The sequence below is a fragment of the Dactylosporangium sp. CS-047395 genome (genome assembly GCF_050942185.1).
Taxonomy (GTDB): Bacteria; Actinomycetota; Actinomycetes; order Mycobacteriales; family Micromonosporaceae; genus Dactylosporangium.
In genome coordinates, this window is the sequence record NZ_CP192015.1 from 953,970 (window position 1) to 973,541 (window position 19,572).

18 protein-coding genes and 1 pseudogene are annotated in these 19,572 nt (G+C 71.1%); 12 read left to right on the forward strand and 7 right to left on the reverse strand.

Annotation, left to right across the window (positions count from 1 at the left end):
* The first annotated feature begins 25 nt into the window (after positions 1-25).
* Positions 26-364 carry a YbjQ family protein gene (locus ACQP00_RS04450; RefSeq protein ID WP_433214693.1) on the forward strand — a complete coding sequence of 113 codons (339 nt, stop codon included), beginning with the start codon at positions 26-28 and terminating at the stop codon, positions 362-364.
* A gap of 42 nt (positions 365-406) precedes the next feature.
* Here ACQP00_RS04450 and ACQP00_RS04455 read toward each other — a convergent pair whose 3' ends face one another.
* Positions 407-2,164, reverse strand: a complete 1,758-nt coding sequence (locus ACQP00_RS04455) for an acetyl/propionyl/methylcrotonyl-CoA carboxylase subunit alpha (protein ID WP_433214696.1) — start codon at positions 2,162-2,164, stop codon at positions 407-409.
* 90 nt (positions 2,165-2,254) lie between these two features.
* Here ACQP00_RS04455 and ACQP00_RS04460 point away from each other — a divergent pair, with 90 nt between their 5' ends.
* The 4 genes from ACQP00_RS04460 (at position 2,255) to ACQP00_RS04475 (ending at position 5,980) form a co-directional block, all read left to right on the forward strand.
* Positions 2,255-2,890 (forward strand): PadR family transcriptional regulator, encoded by a 636-nt coding sequence (locus tag ACQP00_RS04460; protein WP_433214699.1) that lies wholly within the window; start codon positions 2,255-2,257, stop codon positions 2,888-2,890.
* Positions 2,891-2,970: 80 nt separating this feature from the next.
* Positions 2,971-3,924, forward strand: a complete 954-nt coding sequence (locus ACQP00_RS04465) for an ATP-binding cassette domain-containing protein (RefSeq protein ID WP_433214702.1) — start codon at positions 2,971-2,973, stop codon at positions 3,922-3,924.
* Between the two features lie 3 nt (positions 3,925-3,927).
* Positions 3,928-4,683, forward strand: coding sequence for an ABC transporter permease (locus tag ACQP00_RS04470; protein ID WP_433214705.1), 756 nt, complete (start codon positions 3,928-3,930; stop codon positions 4,681-4,683).
* A gap of 70 nt (positions 4,684-4,753) precedes the next feature.
* A complete protein-coding gene (locus ACQP00_RS04475) occupies positions 4,754-5,980 on the forward strand; it encodes an MFS transporter (RefSeq protein ID WP_433214708.1) in 1,227 nt (408 codons plus the stop codon).
* Here ACQP00_RS04475 and ACQP00_RS04480 read toward each other — a convergent pair.
* Entirely contained in the window at positions 5,895-6,554 is a 660-nt protein-coding gene (locus tag ACQP00_RS04480) for an O-methyltransferase (RefSeq protein WP_433214711.1), read from the reverse strand. The two genes, ACQP00_RS04475 and ACQP00_RS04480, sit on opposite strands and share 86 nt — an antisense overlap.
* On the reverse strand, positions 6,551-7,219 hold the full coding sequence (locus tag ACQP00_RS04485; RefSeq protein ID WP_433214714.1) for a Maf family protein: 669 nt from the start codon (positions 7,217-7,219) through the stop codon (positions 6,551-6,553). The genes ACQP00_RS04480 and ACQP00_RS04485 overlap by 4 nt, the downstream gene beginning before the upstream one ends.
* Positions 7,220-7,281: 62 nt before the next feature.
* On the opposite strand from ACQP00_RS04485, the pseudogene ACQP00_RS04490 reads away from it, so the two are divergent.
* A pseudogene (locus ACQP00_RS04490) lies at positions 7,282-7,416 on the forward strand (hypothetical protein); the annotation flags it as partial.
* A 238-nt stretch (positions 7,417-7,654) separates the two neighbouring features.
* Here ACQP00_RS04490 and ACQP00_RS04495 read toward each other — a convergent pair.
* Entirely contained in the window at positions 7,655-7,840 is a 186-nt protein-coding gene (locus ACQP00_RS04495) for an acyl-CoA carboxylase subunit epsilon (protein ID WP_433214717.1), read from the reverse strand.
* A gap of 159 nt (positions 7,841-7,999) precedes the next feature.
* On the opposite strand from ACQP00_RS04495, the gene ACQP00_RS04500 reads away from it, so the two are divergent.
* Positions 8,000-10,147, forward strand: a complete 2,148-nt coding sequence (locus ACQP00_RS04500) for a prealbumin-like fold domain-containing protein (RefSeq protein ID WP_433214719.1) — start codon at positions 8,000-8,002, stop codon at positions 10,145-10,147.
* Between the two features lie 63 nt (positions 10,148-10,210).
* Complete coding sequence (locus tag ACQP00_RS04505; RefSeq protein ID WP_433214722.1) at positions 10,211-12,010, forward strand: serine/threonine-protein kinase; 1,800 nt, start codon at positions 10,211-10,213, stop codon at positions 12,008-12,010.
* Positions 12,011-12,116: 106 nt separating this feature from the next.
* Here the strand turns inward: ACQP00_RS04505 and ACQP00_RS04510 are convergent, their stop codons facing one another.
* The gene (locus ACQP00_RS04510) at positions 12,117-13,748 is read right to left on the reverse strand and encodes an acyl-CoA carboxylase subunit beta (protein ID WP_433214725.1); all 1,632 of its coding nucleotides are present in this window, start codon (positions 13,746-13,748) and stop codon (positions 12,117-12,119) included.
* Between ACQP00_RS04510 and ACQP00_RS04515 the strand changes: the two genes are divergently transcribed.
* Together ACQP00_RS04515 and ACQP00_RS04520 are read left to right on the forward strand one after the other, a co-directional pair.
* Positions 13,747-14,580, forward strand: a complete 834-nt coding sequence (locus ACQP00_RS04515) for a biotin--[acetyl-CoA-carboxylase] ligase (protein ID WP_433223686.1) — start codon at positions 13,747-13,749, stop codon at positions 14,578-14,580. The two genes, ACQP00_RS04510 and ACQP00_RS04515, sit on opposite strands and share 2 nt — an antisense overlap.
* Positions 14,581-14,647: 67 nt before the next feature.
* Complete coding sequence (locus ACQP00_RS04520; RefSeq protein WP_433214728.1) at positions 14,648-15,202, forward strand: PH domain-containing protein; 555 nt, start codon at positions 14,648-14,650, stop codon at positions 15,200-15,202.
* A 41-nt stretch (positions 15,203-15,243) separates the two neighbouring features.
* Here the strand turns inward: ACQP00_RS04520 and ACQP00_RS04525 are convergent, their stop codons facing one another.
* Complete coding sequence (locus tag ACQP00_RS04525; RefSeq protein ID WP_433214731.1) at positions 15,244-15,879, reverse strand: GtrA family protein; 636 nt, start codon at positions 15,877-15,879, stop codon at positions 15,244-15,246.
* Positions 15,880-15,940: 61 nt separating this feature from the next.
* Positions 15,941-16,459 (reverse strand): GtrA family protein, encoded by a 519-nt coding sequence (locus tag ACQP00_RS04530; RefSeq protein WP_433214734.1) that lies wholly within the window; start codon positions 16,457-16,459, stop codon positions 15,941-15,943.
* A gap of 263 nt (positions 16,460-16,722) precedes the next feature.
* Here ACQP00_RS04530 and ACQP00_RS04535 point away from each other — a divergent pair, with 263 nt between their 5' ends.
* Together ACQP00_RS04535 and ACQP00_RS04540 are read left to right on the forward strand one after the other, a co-directional pair.
* Positions 16,723-18,549 carry a phosphoenolpyruvate carboxykinase (GTP) gene (locus ACQP00_RS04535; RefSeq protein ID WP_433214737.1) on the forward strand — a complete coding sequence of 609 codons (1,827 nt, stop codon included), beginning with the start codon at positions 16,723-16,725 and terminating at the stop codon, positions 18,547-18,549.
* 119 nt (positions 18,550-18,668) lie between these two features.
* Entirely contained in the window at positions 18,669-19,439 is a 771-nt protein-coding gene (locus ACQP00_RS04540; protein ID WP_433214740.1) for an isoprenyl transferase, read from the forward strand.
* The last annotated feature ends 133 nt before the right edge of the window (positions 19,440-19,572 follow it).

Sequence of the window (19,572 nt, forward strand, 5' to 3'; positions counted from 1 at the left end):
CAAAGCCCTGCATACCATCAATTTTGTGCTCGTAGTAACGACTGAGGGCCTGCCGGGTTACGAGATCACCGCCGTGCTCGGCGAAGTGCTGGGCGTGGTGGCCACGTCCCGCAACCCGTTCGCGGCCGGCCTGCGCTCCACCGAGGGCGGCCCGGGCCAGGACATGTCCCAGTTCCTGGTCCAGACCCGGGCCCGCGCCGTCGGCCAGATGGTCCAGGCGGCGGAGAACCGCGGCGCCAACGCGATCGTCGGCATGCGCTTCGACCACCGCGACGTGACCAACACCTGGGTCGAGCTGTGCGCCTACGGCACCGCCGTGGTCGCCATCCCGCTGAACTCGCGGACCGGCGCCCACGCGGCCTGACGGCTCGATCCCGGCAACTCGATGCCGGCTACCTGATCCCGGCTACTTGATCTCGGCGATCACGGCGCCCGACGAGACGACCTCGCCGACCTTGGCCTGCAGCCCGGTCACGACGCCCGCCTTGTGGGCGTTCAGCGGCTGCTCCATCTTCATCGCCTCGAGCACCACGATGAGGTCGCCCTCGGCCACGGTGTCCCCCTCGGCCACCGCGATCTTCACGATCGTCCCCTGCATCGGGCTGGTCAGCGAGTCCCCGCTCGCCGCCGCGCCGGCCTTCTTGCCCGCGGCCCGCTTGCGCGGTGCGGCCGTGGCGGCACCCGCCGGTGCGCCCGCGCCGAGGGCACCGAGCCCGGCCGGCAGCGAGACCTCGAGCCGCTTGCCGCCCACCTCGATCACGACCGTCGAGCGCGTCTCGGCCTCGGCCGCGTCGGCCGCCGGCGCGGTGAACGGCGGAACGTCGTTGTTCCACTCGGTCTCGATCCAGCGGGTGTGCACCCGGAACGGCGAGTCGGTGAAGGCGGGGTCGCGCACCACCTTGCGGTGGAAGGTCAGCGCGGTGGCCATGCCGTCGACGACCATCTCGTCGAGGGCCCGGCGCGAGCGCTCGATGGCCTGGTCGCGGGTCTCGCCGACGATGATGACCTTGGCGAGCAGGGAGTCGAAGTTGCCGCCGATGACGCTGCCGGACTCGATGCCGGTGTCGACCCGGACGCCGGGGCCGGTCGGCAGGGTCAGCTGGGTAACGGTGCCGGGCGCGGGCAGGAAGTTGCGGCCCGGGTCCTCGCCGTTGATGCGGAACTCGATCGCGTGCCCGCGCGGGGTCGGGTCGGCGTCGAAGCGCAGCTTCTCGCCGTCGGCCACCCGGAACTGCTCGCGGACCAGGTCGATGCCGGTGGTCTCCTCACTGACCGGGTGCTCGACCTGCAGCCGGGTGTTGACCTCCAGGAACGAGATGGTGCCGTCGCTGCCGACGAGGTATTCCACCGTGCCGGCCCCGTGATAGCCGGCCTCGCGGCAGATCGCCTTGGCCGACTCGTGGATCTGGGCCCGCTGAGCGTCGGTGAGGAACGGCGCCGGGGCCTCCTCGACCAGCTTCTGGTGCCGCCGCTGCAGCGAGCAGTCGCGGGTGCCGACCACGATCACGTTGCCGTGCTGATCGGCCAGGACCTGGGCCTCGACGTGGCGGGGCTGGTCGAGATAGCGCTCGACGAAGCACTCGCCGCGGCCGAACGCGGCCACCGCCTCGCGCACGGCCGACTCGAACAGGGCGGGGATCTCCTCGGTCGTGCGGGCCACCTTGAGCCCGCGCCCACCGCCGCCGAACGCCGCCTTGATGGCCACCGGCAGCCCGTGCGCCTCGGCGAACGCGACGATCTCGGCCGCGTCGGCCACCGGCTCCGCGGTGCCGGGCACCAGCGGGGCGCCGGCACGCTGGGCGATGTGCCGGGCGGTGACCTTGTCGCCGAGGTCGCGGATGGACTGCGGGCTGGGCCCGATCCAGGTGATCCCGGCGTCGATGACGGCCTGGGCGAACTCCGCGTTCTCGGAGAGGAACCCGTAGCCGGGGTGCACCGCGTCGGCGCCCGCCCGCGCCGCCACGTCGATCAGCTTCTCGATGCGCAGATAGGTCTCGGCCGCCGAGTCGCCGCCCAGCGCGTAAGCCTCGTCCGCCAGCCGCGCGTGCAGCGCGTCGCGGTCGGAGTCGGCATAGACGGCGACGCTGGAGAGCCCGGCATCGCGGCAGGCCCGGATGACCCGGACGGCGATTTCACCCCGGTTGGCGATCAGTACCTTGCGCACGCAGGCAGTCTATGCCCGGACTCCGGCACTTTCCGTTGCCAAGAAAATCACTACGAGCCGTTAGTCAAACTTTTCTATTACGCTTATGTCGTGTCTGTAACGCGTCTGATGATCCTCGGGCTGGTCCACTACCTCCAGCCGGTCCACGGGTATGACATCCGCAAGGAGTTGGCCAGCTGGAACGTGGAGAGCTGGGCCAACGTCCAGCCCGGCTCGATCTACCACGCCCTGCGCAAGATGTCCGAGGAAGGGCTGCTCGCCGAGGTGGCGACCGAGCAGGTCGGCAACCGCCCGGCCCGCACGGTGTACCGGATGACCCCGGCCGGCGCCGCGGAGTATCAGACGCTGCTGCGCAAGTACTGGTGGGAGTACCAGGAGCCGACCGACCCGTTCCTGGCCGCCTTCGCGTTCCTGCCGCACCTGCCGCGGGCCGAGGCCGTGGGGGCCCTGCGCGCCCGGGCCCGGCTGCTGGAGGGCTGGGTGGCGACCTATCGCGACAGCGGCGACAAGTGGATGGAGCACAAGCCGGTCCACGTCGGCTGGCAGTTCGAGCTGACGATGGCCCGGTGCGAGGCGGAGGCCCGCTGGTGCCACGACATCGCCGCGCGCATCGAGGCCGGCGAGGGTGTGCACCACGACGAGGAGGGCGACGGCTCGACCGCCGAGGACTGGCGCCGGGCCATCCGGGCCGAGTACGGCGAGCCGGTGGACGACGAGGACGAGTAGTACGCGACATACTCAAGCTTGACCGACAAAACTATATCGCGTTATGGTCTCCCTGCGAACACACAGACAGGGAGACGGACATGATCGAGACGAGGGGCCTGCGCAAGTCGTTCCGCTCCCGCGCCGGTCGCGAGAAGAAGGTCGTCGAGGCCGTCCGGGGCGTCGACCTCTCCGTCAAGGAGGGCGAGATCTTCGGCTTTCTCGGGCCCAACGGCGCGGGCAAGACCACGACGCTGCGCATGCTCGCCACGCTCATCACGCCGGACGGGGGCGAGGCCTCCATCGCCGGGGCCGACCTGCTCAAGGACCCGGGCGAGGTGCGCCGGCGGATCGGCTACGTCGCGCAGGGCGGCAGCACCTGGGACGAGAGCACCGCCCGCGAGGAGCTCGTGCTGCAGGCCCGCTTCTACGGCATCGGCAAGGCGGAGGCGCACCGGCGGGTGGCCAAGGCGCTGGACGCGTTCCAGTTGACGGAGTACGCGGACCGCCGAACCAAGACCTACTCCGGCGGCCAGCGCCGCCGGGTCGACATCGCGCTCGGCATCATCCACGAGCCGAAGATCGTCTTCCTGGACGAGCCGACCACCGGGCTCGACCCGCAGAGCCGCGCCCACATGTGGGACGAGGTGCGCCGCCTGCGCGACGAGGGCATGACGGTCTTCATCACCACGCACTACCTCGACGAGGCCGACGCCCTGTGCGACCGGATCGCGATCATGGACCACGGCGAGATCGTGGCCGAGGGCACCGTCGACGCGCTCAAGCGCGAGGTCGCCGGCGACGTGGTCACGGTCGGCGTCAACGGCAGCTCGGAGACCGCGGCCGGGCTGCTGGCCAACCAGGACTATGTGCGCAACATCGACCGTGCGGACGGGCGGCTGCGGCTGTACGTCACCGACGGCGCCACCGCCATCCCGCACATCCTGCGCCTGCTCGACCACGCGGGCGTGACCCTCGGCGAGATGGAGCTGCACCGGCCCAGCCTCGACGACGTGTTCCTCACCAAGACCGGCCGTTCCCTGAGGGAGAGCTGACCGATGAAATTCCTCCGCGACACCTGGCTGGTCTTCCAGCGCCAGATGCAGCTCATGCTGCGCAATCCGGTCTGGCTGATCGTCGGGATCATCCAGCCGCTGTTCTACCTGCTGCTCTTCGCCCCGCTGCTCAAGCCGGCGCTGGGCGTGCAGAGCAACGCCGAGGCGTACAAACTCTTCGTTCCGGGTCTTCTGGTGCTGCTGGCGATGTTCGGCTCGCTGTTCACCGGCTTCGGCCTGATCGCCGAGCTGCGGGCCGGCGTCATCGAGCGCAGCCGGGTCACCCCGGTCAGCCGCTTCGCCCTGCTGGTCGGCCGCTCGCTGCGCGACGTGGTGTCGCTGCTGTTCCAGGCGCTGCTGATCGTGCTCATCGCGGTCGCGGTCGGCCTGCGGGTGCACACGCTCGACGTGATCGCCGCGTTCGCCCTGATGGCGGTGGTCTCGCTGATGCTCTCGGCGTTCTCCTACGCCATCTCGCTCAAGCTGCGCAGCGAGGACGCGCTGGCCCCGCTGCTCAACACGATCTCCCAGCCGCTGCTGCTCACGGCGGGCATCCTGCTGCCGCTGACGTACGCGCCCAAGTGGCTCAAGACGGTCGCCGACTGGAACCCGTTCTCCTGGGCGGTCGACGGCGTGCGCGCCCTGTTCGACGGCAACGCCGGGGCCGACTCGGTCTGGCAGGCCGCGGTCGTCATCGGCGGGCTGGCCATCGTGACCGTGGTGTGGGCCTCGCGGGCCTTCGCCAAGGGCGTGCGCTGAGTCTTTTGCGTAAGTGACAAACACCGGGGGCGGCCTTTCGTATCGGGGGCCGCCCCCTTGAGAATGAGCCGTGCCAAGCCTCGTGCGCGACCGTCTCACCTGGGTGATGTACGCCCAGCTGGCCCTGTGGGTGTACTTCATGTACGGCTTCGGCCCGGTGGCCCCGATCCTGCGCGACGAGCTGCACATCAGCCGCGGGCTGGCCGGCCTGCACGGCACCGCCTTCGCCCTCGGCGGCGTGCTCGGCGGCCTGCTGCTGCCGGCCCTGATCCGCCGGCTGGGCCGGGCCCGGCTCATCTGGATCGGCCTGGCCTGCATCGGCGCGGCCGCGCTGGGCATGTACGCCGCGTACCATCTGGCCCTGACCCTGACCTTCGCGACGCTGGCCAGCATCGGCTCGGCCTTCACGGTCAACGCGATCAACACCGGGCTGACCGACCACCACGGCCCCGCCGCGCCGGCCGCGATCAGCGAGGCCAACGCCGCCGCGGCCGCCCTGGGCCTGGTCGCCCCGCTGGTGGTCGGCGCGACGTACGCGGCCGGCTGGGGCTGGCGGCTGGGCCTGGCCGTCGTCGTCGTGCCCACGCTCGCCGTCGCCTGGTACGCGCGCCGGACCGGCGTGAAGCCGCCCGAACCGGCCGGCTTCGGCGCGACCCGGGTGCCGCACCGTCCCCTGCCGGCCGCCTTCTGGCTGGCCCTGACCAGCCTCTTCGCCACCGGCTCGATCGAGATCTGCCTGACCCTGTGGGGCAGCGACGTGCTGCGCGAGCACGCCCACGTCTCGGCCGGCGTGGCCACCGCCGGCGTCTCGGCCCTGATCGCGGGCATGGTCGTCGGCCGGCTCGCGGGCGGCCGCCTGCTGCTGGTGTTCCGCCCGTCGCGGATGCTGCTGGTGGCGCTCGGGGTGTGCCTGGCCGGGTTCGCGGTGTTCTGGGTGGCGACGCTGCCCTGGCTGGCGATGGCCGGCCTGGCCCTGGCCGGCACCGGGATGGGGCTGCACTATCCGCTCGGCATGAGCCTGGCCCTGGCCCACTCCGACGGCCAGCCGGACCTCGCCGCCGCCCGCACGTCCTTCGCCGTGGGTATCGCGTTCGGCGTGGCCCCGTTCGCGCTGGGCGCCCTGGCCGACCGGGTCGGCCCGCACCCCGCGTTCCTGCTGGTCCCGCTGTTCGCGGTGGTGTCGGCGGCGGCGATCGTCCGGCTGGACGTGGTTACCGGCGTCGCGCGATCGTCAGGCCGTCCGCCAGCGGCAGCAGCACCGACTCCACTCGATCGTCCGCCAGCACGTACCGATTGAACTCGATCATGGCGATGGTGCCCGCGTCGCCGGGGTCGGCGTCGATGATGTGCCCGTGCCGCAGCACGTTGTCGACCAGGATCAGCCCGCCCGGGCGCATCCGCGGGACGAGCGCCTCCCAGTAGGTCAGGTAGCCGGTCTTGTCCGCGTCGATGAAGGCCAGGTCCAGGTGCGGCTCGTCCGGCAGGGTCGGCAGCGTCTCGGCGGCCGGGCCGATGCGCAGCTCGATCCGATCGTCCAGGCCGGCCCGCTTCCAATAGCGCCGGGCGATGCTCGTGAACTCGTCGGACACGTCGAAGCAGGTCAGCCGGCCGCCGTCGGCCAGCCCGCGGGCGATCGCGATCGACGACAGGCCGGTGAACGTGCCGATCTCCACCGCCTGGCGCGCGCCGATGATGCGGGCCAGCAGCGTCATGAAGCCGGCCTGCTCGGGCGCGATCTGCATGCCCTGGTCCGCCGGCAGCACCCGCGCGGTCTCGTCGATCAGGTCGCGGACGATGTCGTCGGGCGCGCTGCCGTTGGCCACCACGTAGTCGTGCAGGGCCGGGCTCAGCGCGAGCGTCTCCTTGGTCATGAGCTCCAGAGTGACACGAGGGGCACGCCCAGGCGGGCCAGGAGCAACCGCAGCGTCGGTACCGACAACCCGACCACGTTGGTGTGGTCGCCCTCGATCCCGGCGACGAACGCGCCCCCGAGCCCGTCGATCGTGAACGCGCCCGCCACCTCGAGCGGCTCGCCCGTGGCCACGTAGGCCGCGATCTCGTCGTCGTCCGGGGTCGCGAAGTGCACCGTCGTGCCGACGACCTCCTCGGCCGCCTCCCCGGTCGCGGCGTCCAGCAGGCAGTGCCCGGTGTACAGCACGCCCGAACGCCCCCGCATCGCCTGCCAGCGCGCGGTCGCCTCCGCGGCGGTGCCGGGCTTGCCCAGGATCTGCCCGTCGAAGGCGAGCACCGAGTCGCAGCCCAGGACCAGCGCGCCGGGGTCGGCGAGCGTGCCCAGCACGGCCCGGGCCTTCAGTCCGGCCAGCGTCTGGGCGAGCGAGGCGGCGTCGCCGGCCTGGACCACCGACTCGTCGACGCCGCTCACGATCACCTGGGCCGCGATGCCGGCCTGGGCGAGCAGCTTGCGCCGGGCGGGACTCGCCGAGGCGAGGATGAAGGTCTTCACGTCCGGAAACGTTAGCGAACTACCATCTATGACCGTGCGCAGGCTGTGGGCGGAGTTCAAGGCGATCGCCATCCGGGGGCTCGGTCCTCGACCTGGCGCTGGGGTTCATCATCGGCACCGCGTTCGCGACGCTGATCCAGTCCTTCGTGACGAACCTGTTCCTGCAGGCGGTCGCGGCCGCGGTCGGGCAGCCGGACTTCAAGAACCTCGCGATCAACGTGCATCACACGCCGATCCGGTACGGCATGTTCCTCAACGATGTGCTGCAGTTCGTCCTGCTCGCGCTGGGCCTGTTCATCGTCATCAAGTTCATGACGCTGATCGGCGTGGAGCGCGGCCGCTCGCTGGAGCTGCGCAACTGCCCCTACTGCCTGGACCGCATCCCGTCGGCCGCGCTGACCTGCCGGTCCTGCGGTCAGCAGCTGGTGGCCGACCTGCCCGACCCGCAGGAGGCGGAGCGGCTGCAACTGGAGCGCGAGGCCCGCAAGTGGCCGACGCTCCCGCCGATCACGATCCCGCGACGGCGCGCCACTGCCGGGGGCGGCCCGGACGAGCACTCAGCGCCCAGCGCGACCGCGGACGAGCCGGAGCGCCCGGCGCCGGAGGGAGGCTGAACAACGCGCCCACGATCGCGGCCACCTCCTCGGGGGTCGGCGTGCCGCGCACCACCCTGAACAGCGGCTCCTCGGTCACCCAAGCCTCCCATGTTCGCGAAACGTTGCCGTCCTGCGAGCATACGCACACCCCAGCAGCGCATACTCGAACGGAACGGGAGTCGATGGCGAATTGGGGGGCGCATTGACAAACGTCCTGTTTCGCCGAATGTATGCCGCTGCATCGATCATCTTCGCTGTGGTGCTGATCGGCGCGGCCAGTCCGGCGTCGGCCCGCGAGGGTGAGACGCCCGCCTCGGTCTCCGCGTCGCTGCACTACCAAGTCACCTTCGTGGCCCGGGCCTGCGAGAACTACCAGAGCGTCATGGGCAACCGGGTCCGCGACGACAACGCCGAGAACGCGGCACCGACCGGGCGCACCAACGCGTACCACGACGGCAACGAGGTCGACCCGGGCGTCGAGGCGGCCAACTCGGGCGGCTGCGCGCCGCTGAACGGGTGGCAGTTCTCACTCGGGCCCGGCCAGGAGAAGAAGGGCGCCCTGTCCACGGTCACGACCCCGGCCACCGGCTCGGGGCCGACCGCGGCCGGTGTTCAGCTGCTGGACCGCACCGGGCAGAAGACCGGCAACACGATCGACGGCGCGGTCACCGTGACCCTCACCGACGAGCAGGCCAAGGCGGCCGCCGAGCACAAGCTGTGGGTGCAGGGCGGCACGCCCGGCGATCCGCTGATGGCCGGCGCGCAGTCGGGGCGGACCGGGTACGGCTTCGGGGCCCTGCGCTGCGCGGTCGACGGGCACGCGAACGCCAACGTGCAGTGGCTGGGCTACCCGTCCGGCGCCCGGCACGTCTTCTGCTTCGCGTACTACGTCAAGGCCGCCCAGCCCACCGGCACGCTCATCGTGCGGGCGCGGACCAGCACGCCGGTCTCGTACCCGCAGCAATTCGCGTTCGACGCCAGCCCGAGCTACACGCTGAACAAGCGGATCTCGGTCGACGCCAGGACCGACGCCACCTTCGTGCGCAGCGCGGGCGGTGCGGCGGGCACGGTCGTGGCCCACGCGCCCGAGGGCTGGACGCTCGCCGACGCCGGCTGCACCAAGAGCGGCGCCGGGCGGAGCCTGGCCACGGCCGACGTCCCGACCGCCACGGCCACCGTCACGCTCGCCGCCGGCGAGGTCGTCACGTGCACGTTCACCTTCGCGCCGCCGCCCGCCCCGCCCGGTCTGACCCTCCGGTTGTACTCCGACGTGCCCGGCGGCGCCTTCGACCTCACGGTGGGCGATCCGGCCGGCGGCCCGGCCCGGCACCTGAGCGCGACCGCGACCGGCGACGGCTCGGCGTCCGTGGCCACCGGCGCCGACCTCGGCACGCTGCTGCCCGGCGCGTACCCGGTCACCGTGACCGCCCCGGCCGGCGAGACCGCCGCGTGGAGCCTGGCCGGCGCCGGCTGCGGCGAGCAGGAGCTCAAGCCGGACAAGACGACCGTCACGGTCACCCTGACGCCCGCCGCGCCGGCCGACTGCACGCTGCGCGTGACCCGCAAGGCCGGCTCGCTGGAGCTGCGCGCGGTCACCGTCGGCGGCACCGGGGCCGCCTCGTTCGCCGTCACCCCGCACAACGAGGGCCGGCCCGGCTGGTCCGGCGTGGCGACCACGGCCGGGCTGGGCGAGCCGGCGGTGGCCAAGGGCGACGTCCCCGCCTCCCTGGCGTTCGGCGAATACCTGGTCATCCCGGTCGCCCCGCTCTCTACGGTGGAGGGCAGCTGGCGGCTGAGCTCGTTCGCGTGCGACCCCGGCGAGTCGGTGGGCACGGACGACGGTGCGGCCGGGGTGGTACCGCTCACGGCCGGCGATCCCGCCGCCAAGTGCACGGCCACGTACACCTTCGACCCGGCCCGGCAGCTGCAGCTCACCGTGCGCTTCGCGGGCGACGTCGACGGCCGCGCGGGCGCCCTGGTCGTCGACATCGACTGCGAGGACGGCTCGACCGGCCGGGCCGTGCTGGCCGGCAACGACAACAGCGAGGCCTCGCTCCCGGCCCCGCTGGGCTTCCTGGCCCCGACCAGGTGCACCATCCAGCAGCCGCAGGCTCCGGCCGCGAAGAACGCGGCGGTGTCGGTGGCGGGCGTGATCAACCCCAACCCGGGCAACGCGCCGCTGGAGATTCCCGGCGCGGTGCAGATCGGGGCCGACAACGTGCAGGACGCCGAGGACTACACGGTGGTCGTCACGGTCACCTTCGACACCGGCAAGTCCGGGGCGACCCAGCAGAAGGTGCTCGACACGGTGCGGATCCTGCCGGTCGCGCTGATCGGAGCCGGGCTGGTCGGCATCGGATTGATCATTCTGTTGATCATGGTGCTGCGCTCGCGTACGGACTGATGTTGGATCTTCACCAGAACCGGGGTTTTTCGGAGGTGCATGGGTTGGGTAGCTTTCTTGGTGATGACGCCGCCCAGGCCCCTGGTCGCCGAGCGCTACCGCTTGCTCGAGCAGCTCGGTTCCGGTGGCATGGGCGTGGTCTGGCTGGCCCGCGACGAGATGCTGCGCCGGGACGTGGCCATCAAGGAGGTCATCCCGCCGGAGGGGCTCACCCCGCAGGAGCGTGACGAGCTGCGGCTGCGCACGCTGCGGGAGGCGCGTGCGGCGGCCCGGCTCAACGACGCCAACGTGGTGCGGATCTACGACGTCGTGCACGACGAGCAGGCGCCGTGGATCGTCATGGAGTACGTCCCGTCGCGCTCCCTGCACCAGGTGATCACCGACGACGGCCCGCTGCCGCCCGAGCGGGTGGCCACGATCGGCCTGGCCGTCCTCGGCGCGCTGCGGGCCGCACACGCCGCCGGCGTCATGCACCGCGACGTCAAACCGGGCAACGTGCTGCTCGCCGACACCGGCCGGGTCGTGCTCACCGACTTCGGCCTGGCCGTCTTCGAGGGCGGCGACGGCGCCGTGACCCGGCCGGGGCTGATTCTGGGCTCGCCGCAGTACATCTCGCCGGAACGGGCCCGCGAGGGCACCTCCGGCCCCGAATCGGACATGTGGTCGTTGGGCGCCACGCTGTACGCCGCGGTCGAGGGGCGCTCGCCGTACGCGCGCACGACGACGTACGCGACGCTGACCGCGCTGGCCACCGAGGAGCCCGACCCGCCCACCCGGGCCGGCGTGATGAAGCCGGTGCTGGCCGCGCTGCTGCGCAAGGACCCGCGCGCCCGGGCGGGCGCGGCCGAGACCGAGCGGCTCCTGCTGCGCGCCGCGGCGGGCGAGGGCCGGCCGTGGTGGAGCATGCCCGCCCTGCCCCGCCCGCGCCGCTCCCGCGAGGGCCACACGGGCGGCACCCCGAGCCCGACACCGGTGGGCGCCCACGTCAGCCCGATCAGCGCCGACCCCGGCGTCGCGGCGGACATGTCGCCCGCCCCGGTCTCGCTGCTGCACGCCTACGGTCGCCCCGCACCCGGCCCCGCTCCCGCTCCCGCGCCGGTCGTGAAGAGCTCGTCCGGCTCCGGCGACCAGCTGGTGCCGCTGCGCTGGGTCGACGACGAGGCGGACGCCACCGTGCCGCGCGCGCAGCGGCGCTGGTGGCTCGTGGCGGGAGCGGCCACCGTGGTGCTCGTGGTGGCCGCGGTCCTGCTGCTGAGCGACACCCGCGACGACTCGCCGCCGAACGCCGGCCCGATCGGCGGCGTGCACAGCACCGCCGGCCCGGCCAAGGCGGGCCCGGCCTCCCCGACCCCGACGAAGTCCCCGGTCGTGCTCGGTGACATCGGCGGCGACCTGTACCAGCTGCCGCCGGGCTTCGAGTGGATCGTGAACCCGGACTTCGGCTGGAAGGTGGCGCTGCCGGTCGGCTGGTTCCCGCAGCCGTACAAGCCCTCGGACCCGATGGTCTTCTACGAGTCGAACACCGTGCCCGGGATGCGGGTCGGCATCGCCACCACCACCAAGCCCCCGACCGGCGACCTGGTGAAGGCCGCGCAGGCGGAGGAGGCGGCCCGGGACGACTCCTACCCGAACTACGTGGGCCTGGGGATCAAGCCGGTCAACGTGGGCTGGGGCGACTGCGCGGACTGGCAGTACACGTACGACAGCTCCCAGGGGCAGATGCGGGCGTCGAGCCTGGGCTGCCGGGTCCGCCCGGACTTGGGACAGACCATCTACTGGGAGTGCACGTCGGCGATGTGGGTCCAGCCGACCGCCCACAATATCTACGACATCATCCGCGGCAGCTTCCAGCCCAAGGCGTGAAGCAACGGAAGGTCTTTCGGGCACCGTTGGATTCCGTGCGATGTCCTGAAAAGCGGTGGGGGAGCTTCGCTCCACCCACACCCCCTCAAAACCACGCCGGCGTGCATCACAGCGGAATGTTGCCGTGCTTCTTTGGCGGTAGCGTCTCGCGCTTGGTGCGTAGGAGGCGGAGGGCGCGGACGATCTCGATGCGGGTGGTCGAGGGCGGGATGACGCCGTCGATGTAGCCGCGCTCGGCGGCGACGTACGGGTTGGCCAGGGTGTCCTCGTACTCCTGGATCAGCTCGGCGCGCGCCGCGGCCGGGTCGTCGGCGTCGCGGAGTTCCTGGCGGTACAGGATGTTCACCGCGCCCTGGGCGCCCATGACGGCGATCTGGGCGGTCGGCCAGGCGAAGTTGAGGTCGGCGCCGAGGTGCTTGGAGCCCATGACGTCGTACGCGCCGCCGTAGGCCTTGCGGGTGATGACGGTGACCTTGGGTACCGTCGCCTCGGCGTAGGCGTAGATCAGCTTGGCACCGCGCCGGATGATGCCGTCCCACTCCTGGCCGGCGCCGGGGAGGAAGCCGGGCACGTCGACGAACGTCAGGATCGGGATGTTGAAGGCGTCGCAGGTGCGCACGAAGCGGGCGGCCTTCTCCGAGGCGTCGATGTCGAGGCAGCCGGCGAAGTGCATCGGCTGGTTGGCGACCACGCCGACCGGGTGGCCCTCGACGCGGCCGAAGCCGACCACGATGTTCTGCGCGAACAGCGGCTGCACCTCGAGGAAGTCCTCGACCACCGACTCGACGACGGCGTGGATGTCGTACGGCTGGTTGGCCGAGTCCGGGATCAGCGAGTCGAGCGCCAGGTCCTCGTCGGTGACCTCCAGGGCGGCGGGCGCGGCTGTGGACTGGTCTGACACGGGCGCGTCGTCCATGTTGTTCGACGGGAGGTACGACAGCAGCGCCCTGACATAGTCGATCGCGTCGTCCTCGTCGGCCGCCAGGTAGTGCGCGTTGCCCGACTTGGTGTTGTGCGTGCGGGCCCCGCCCAGCTCCTCCATGGCGATGTCCTCGCCGGTGACCGTCTTGATGACGTCGGGGCCGGTGATGAACATGTGCGAGGTCTGGTCGACCATCACGGTGAAGTCGGTGACGGCGGGGGAGTAGACCGCGCCGCCCGCGCAGGGTCCCATGATCAGCGAGATCTGCGGGATGACGCCCGAGGCGCGGACGTTGCGGAAGAAGATCTCGCCGTACAGGCCGAGGGAGACCACGCCCTCCTGGATGCGCGCGCCGCCGGAGTCGTTGATGCCGATGACCGGGCAGCCGATCTTCATGGCCAGGTCCATCACCTTGACGATCTTCTCGCCGAAGACCTCGCCGAGGCTGCCGCCGAAGACCGTGAAGTCCTGCGCGAACACGCACACCTGGCGGCCGTCGACGGTGCCGTAGCCGGTGACCACGCCGTCGCCGTACGGCCGGGTCCGGTCCAGGCCGAAGTTGGTCGACCGGTGCCGGGCCAGCTCGTCCAGCTCGACGAACGAGCCGGGGTCGAGCAGCAGGTCGATGCGTTCCCGGGCGGTCTTCTTGCCGCGGGCGTGCTGCTTCTCCACCGCGCGGGCCGAACCGGCGTGGACCGCCTCGTCGGTGCGGCGCTGCAGATCCGCGAGCTTTCCGCCCGTCGTGTGGATGTCGGCCTGCTCAATGGTCACGTGCGAAAGCCTAATCGCGACGGCATAGGGTCGAGCTGTGAACATTTCCACCGGTGCCTGGTCGGACCTCGGACGACCCCCGCTGCGCCCGGCCGCGCTGCGCCGCGCGCTGGTCGTGCCCGGTGGGCTGTGGACGGACCTGCGGGTCGTACCGGAGACCGGCTCGACCAACGCCGACGTGATCGCCGCGGCCCGCGAGGGGGCCCCGCAGGGCCTGGTCGTGGTGGCCGAGCGGCAGACCGCCGGGCGGGGCCGGCTGGGCCGGCAGTGGGAGTCGCCGCCGCGGGCCGGGCTGGCGCTCAGCGTGCTGCTGCGCCCCACGGCCCCGCCGGCCCGGCTGGGCTGGCTGCCGCTGCTGGCCGGGGTGGCGCTGGCCGAGGCGGTGCGCCGGATCGCCCGCATCGACGCCTACCTCAAGTGGCCGAACGACCTGCTGCTGCAGGGCGACCGCAAGACGGCCGGCATCCTGGCCGAGGCGGCCGACGGCGCCGTGGCCCTCGGCATCGGGCTCAATGTCACGCTGCGTGAGGACGAGCTGCCGCGGCCCGACGCGACGTCCCTCGCGCTCGCGGGCGCCGAGAACACGGACCGTGACCCCTTGCTGCGGGCGCTGCTGCGCGCACTCGCGGACTGGTACGTCCGCTTCGCCGAGCACGGCGGCGACCCCGAGGCGTCGGGCCTGCGCGAGGCGTACATCTTCCACTGCGGCACCATCGGCCGCCGGGTGAGCGTGGACCTGCCGGGCGGCCCGGTGCTGGAGGGGCAGGCCAGCGGCATTGACGGCGACGGCCGCCTGCAGGTCACGGACCGGTTCGGCGCGGTGCGGACGGTCGCGGCCGGCGACGTGGTCCACGCGCGGCTGGACACGTCCGGCTAGGCGATGCCGCGGGATGGCACGAAGGGTCTAGCCTCACCTCCGACATTCATGATTGAGGAGGAGTTTCGTGGGGTTCCCGGAAAGCGTCCTGACCAAGGACGAGCAGGTGGTGCTGCACCTGCACCCCCACTGGAAGGCTTTGTTCCTGCCGGTGGTCTGGTTCGTGCTGGCCGCGGCGGCAGTCGTCGTGCTGGCGATCTTCACGGGCTGGGGCCTGATCCCCATGCTCATCGTGGGCGGCGTGGCCCTGATCCTGGTCATCGTGGTCACCGTGTGGCCGTGGATCAAGTGGCGGACCACCCACTACGTGTTCACCAACGAGCGGGTCATCATGCGCAGCGGCGTCTTCTCGCGCAGCGGCCGGGACATCCCGATGGGCCGGATCAACGACGTGTCGTTCTCCCACTCGCTGTTCGAGCGGATGCTCGGCTGCGGCACGCTGACCATCGAGTCGGCCGGTGAGCGCGGCCAGGTGCAGCTGACCGACCTGCCGCAGGTGGAGAAGACCCAGAGCGTGCTGTACGAGCTGGTCGACGCGGACCGGCAGAAGCACACCTTCGGCGACGACGACCGCGACGCGCTGGTCAGGGAGATCAAGAACGACGCGGAGCCGGCCAACTGACGTTCGGCTTCTCCGGCTTTCCGGCTTTTCCTGGACCCCCGTCAGCGCTTCGCGGCGGGGGTCTCCAGTTCCTCGGCCGGCTGCCGGGGTGCGGGCGGGTTGGCCGCCTGGTCGGAGAAGGCGGCCTCCAGGGCCTCCATCTGCCGCTCGTCCGGGGCGATGACCGCGGTCTCGGAGAAGGCCACCTCGAGCGCCTCGATCTCGCGCTCCTCGGCGCTGACGGCGGGCTGGGTGGTGAAGACCCACGTCCGGTACGCCCAGAAGCGGAAGATCATCGCCATCCCGATCCCCGCGGCGTTGGCGATGTTGAACGCCAGCCGGTCGTCGGGGTTGGCCTCGCTGAAGTGCAGCCCGTACTTGGCCACCGCCAGCGCGGACTCCTGGATCAGCAGGCCCACGCCGTTGAGCGCGAAGAACAGCACCGACTCGCGGCGCATGCTGCCGCTCTCCCGGCCCTTGTACGTCCATTGCCGATTGAGCAGGTACGAGACCAGGGTCCCGACGAGCACCGCGATGATCTTGGCCTTCAGCGGCCCGATGAAGAGCAGGGCGTTGACCAGGATGAAGTCGACGGCCGTGTTGACGCAGCCCACCGCGCCGAACTTGAACAACTCGGTCGCGAGCGCGTGGTAGCGCTCGGGGAGAAACCGGTCGCGGAGTCTGCTGGCGAATCGCACCGGCCAACCTTACGGTAAGCGACCAAACCGCGCGCGGGCCCGAGGCCGAGTGCGGGGCAGGTCACCCCGCCGACTCACTCCGGGTGACGGCGGGGGTGCCCGGGGTGTCGGCGGCGTCGTCCGTGCGCTTGCGGAAGACGACCTGACGGTACGAGATGAACCGGAACGCGGTGCCCAGCACGAGCCCGACGCCGTTCTTGGAGATGTTGTCGGCCAGCCGGCCGGTGTAGCCCAGGCCGTAGTGGCTCACCCACAGGCAGGTCAGCGCGATGAGCAGGCCGCCCAGGTTGAACAGGAAGTACAGCGCGTATTCGCGGCGCAGGTCGGTGCGGGCCCGGTCGCGCCAGGTCCAGTACCGGTTGCCGATGAACGCGCAGGTGGCCGCGACCGTCATCGAGATCGCCCCGGCGACCAGCGAGTTCATCACCCCGAGGAGCAGGTTGAACACGACGGTGTCGATGACGAAGGTGATCAGGCCGATGGTGCCGAACTTGCCCACTTCGCGCACCAGGCCCTCGAAGCGCGCGTAGAGCTTCTGCACGAGGGACGGCGGCTGGGTCGGCGACTGCAGGTCGGTCACGCAGGACAGGGTAAGGCACGACAGGCTTTGCGCAGTAATGCGCGCTGAACGAAAAGTTCGCGCGAATTTCTGCGTACGGGCTTGAAAGTCTCTCGTTCTTGTGCAGGTTTTCACAAGCTCTCACGCTGCCGGGGCCCTTGTGCGGGCCTAGGCTGAGAGAAACCCGCCGGATTTCGAACGACGCGCTCGCACCATCGCGCGCCGCGATTTCGCGCACCCTTCCGGCGGTTGCGAGGTCAATGCCGACCCTGAGGAGTCACCGCATGTCTGCCCCGGTAACCGTGCCCGGCCTGGATCAGGCGCCGACCGATCATCCCCGGCTGCTCGCCTGGGTCCGCGAGGTCGCCGAGCTCACGAGACCCGAGCGGGTGGTCTGGTGCGACGGCTCGCCGGACGAGTGGCGCCGCATGACCGACGAGCTGGTCGAGAGCGGGGCGCTGGTCCGGCTGAAGGCCAAGCCGAACTCGTTCTGGGCCCGCACCGACCCCTCGGACGTGGCCCGGGTCGAGGAGCGCACCTTCATCTGCTCGGTCGACGAGGCCGACGCGGGGCCGACGAACAACTGGATGGCGCCCGAAGAGATGAAACGGCGCATGACCGAGTTGTACGACGGATGCATGCAGGGGCGGACGATGTATGTCATCCCGTTCTGCATGGGCCCGCTCACCGCCGACAATCCGATGTTCGGCGTCGAGTTGACCGATTCGCCGTACGTGGTCGCCTCAATGCGGATCATGACCCGAATGGGCACCTCGGTGCTCGAAACGATGGGTTCGGACGCTTCCTTCGTGCCGTGTCTGCATTCCGTGGGCGCGCCGCTGGAGGAGGGGCAGCAGGACGTCGCGTGGCCGTGCAGCGAGACGAAGTACATCTCGCACTTCCCGGAGACCCGCGAGATCTGGAGCTACGGCTCCGGGTACGGCGGCAACTCGCTCCTGGGCAAGAAGTGCTACTCCCTGCGCATCGCCAGCGTGATCGGCCGCGACGAGGGCTGGCTGGCCGAGCACATGCTCATCCTCAAGCTGACCAGCCCCGAGGGCGTGGTCAAGTACATCGCGGCGGCCTTCCCCAGCGCGTGCGGCAAGACGAACCTGGCCATGCTGGAGCCGACCATCCCCGGCTGGAAGGTCGAGACGCTCGGCGACGACATCGCCTGGATGCGCTTCGGCGAGGACGGCCGCCTCTACGCCGTGAACCCGGAGTTCGGGCTGTTCGGCGTGGCGCCCGGCACCGACTGGAAGACCAACCCCAACGCGATGCGCACCCTCGCCAAGGGCAACTCGGTCTTCACCAACGTGGCGCTGACCGACGACGGCGACATCTGGTGGGAAGGCATGGGCGAGCCGCCCGCGCACCTGGTCGACTGGCGCGGCAACGACTGGACCCCGGACTCGGACGAGCTCTCGTCGCACCCGAACTCGCGCTTCTGCACCCCGATCGAGCAGTGCCCGATCCTGGCCCCCGAGTACGACGACCCGCGCGGCGTGCCGATCGACGCCATCCTCTTCGGCGGGCGGCGCAAGACCACCGTGCCGCTGGTGACCGAGGCGCGGGACTGGGTGCACGGGGTGTACCTCGGCGCCACCCTGTCCAGCGAGACCACGGCGGCGGCGGTCGGCCAGGTCGGCGTCGTGCGGCGGGACCCCATGGCGATGCTGCCCTTCATCGGGTACCACGCCGGGGACTACTTCGCGCACTGGATCGAGATGGGCAAGGGCGTGGACGGCGACGCCGCCAAGCTGCCCAAGATCTTCTACGTCAACTGGTTCCGCCGCGGCGACGACGGCCGGTTCCTGTGGCCCGGCTTCGGCGAGAACTCGCGCGTGCTCAAGTGGGTCGTCGAGCGCATCGAGGGCAAGGCGGCGGCGGTGGAAACGGCCATCGGTGCGGTACCGGCGCCGGGTGCTCTTGATGTGGCCGGCCTGGACCTGACCGCGGACGACGTGGCCGCGGCCCTGGCCGTCGACCCGGAGGAGTGGCGCGCGGAACTGCCCCAGATCCAGGCCTGGTTCGAACAGTTCGGCGAGAAGTTGCCTGGAGTTCTCTGGGCCGAGCTCGACGCCCTGCGGGCCCGCCTCGGCGCGGCATAACACCAGGTGAGCGGCCGGTCCGTCGGGTGACCGGCCGCTTGGCTGTTTACTGAACAGATACTGTCCGGTGCCCGCCTGACGGTGTCGCTTCGCCCGCCGGGTCGCTACTCTTCTCTGCCGTGGGCCTGCGTGACGTGGTTTATTCGCTGTACGAGAAGCGTCTCGCCCGGAGGCTGCTCGGCAAGCCGAAGCCGCACCACGTCGGGGTGATCGTCGACGGGAACCGCCGCTGGGCGCGCGAGATGGGCTACGTCGACCCCAACGACGGGCACCGGGTGGGCGCCGAGCGCATCAAGGAGCTCCTGCGCTGGTGCGACGGGGCCGGGGTGAAGCACGTCACTCTCTGGCTGCTGTCCACCGACAACCTCTCCCGGCCGGCCCAGGAGCTCGACCCGCTCCTGCAGATCATCGAGAGCCTGGCCGCCGACCTGGCCGACGAGCGCAACCCCTGGCAGCTGCGCATCGTCGGCGCCCTGGACCTGCTGCCCGCCTCGAGCGCGCAGGCCCTGAAGGCGGCCCAGGAGAAGACCCTCGAGCGCGCCGGCGGCGCCCAGGTCTCCCTGGCGGTGGGCTACGGCGGCCGCCGCGAGATCGCCGACGCCGTCCGCTCGCTGCTGCACGAGCACGCCAAGGCCGGCACCACGATCGAGGAGCTGGCCGAGATCCTCGACGTCGACCACATCTCGGACCACCTCTACACGCGCGGCCTGCCCGACCCCGACCTGGTCATCCGGACCTCGGGGGAGCAGCGGCTGTCGGGCTTCCTGCTGTGGCAGAGCGCCCACTCGGAGTTCTACTTCTGCGACGTGCACTGGCCGAGCTTCCGCCGCACCGACTTCCTGCGAGCCCTGCGTTCCTACGCCAACCGTCAGCGTCGCTACGGGACCTGAGCTGGGGTTTTCGCCCCGATAAGTCGGGCGCTGGCGCGCCGCGACTTGAACCGTCAGCGTCGCTACCGGACCTGAGCTGGCGTTTTTGCCCCGATAAGTCGGGCGCTGGCGCGCCGCGACTTGAACCGTCAGC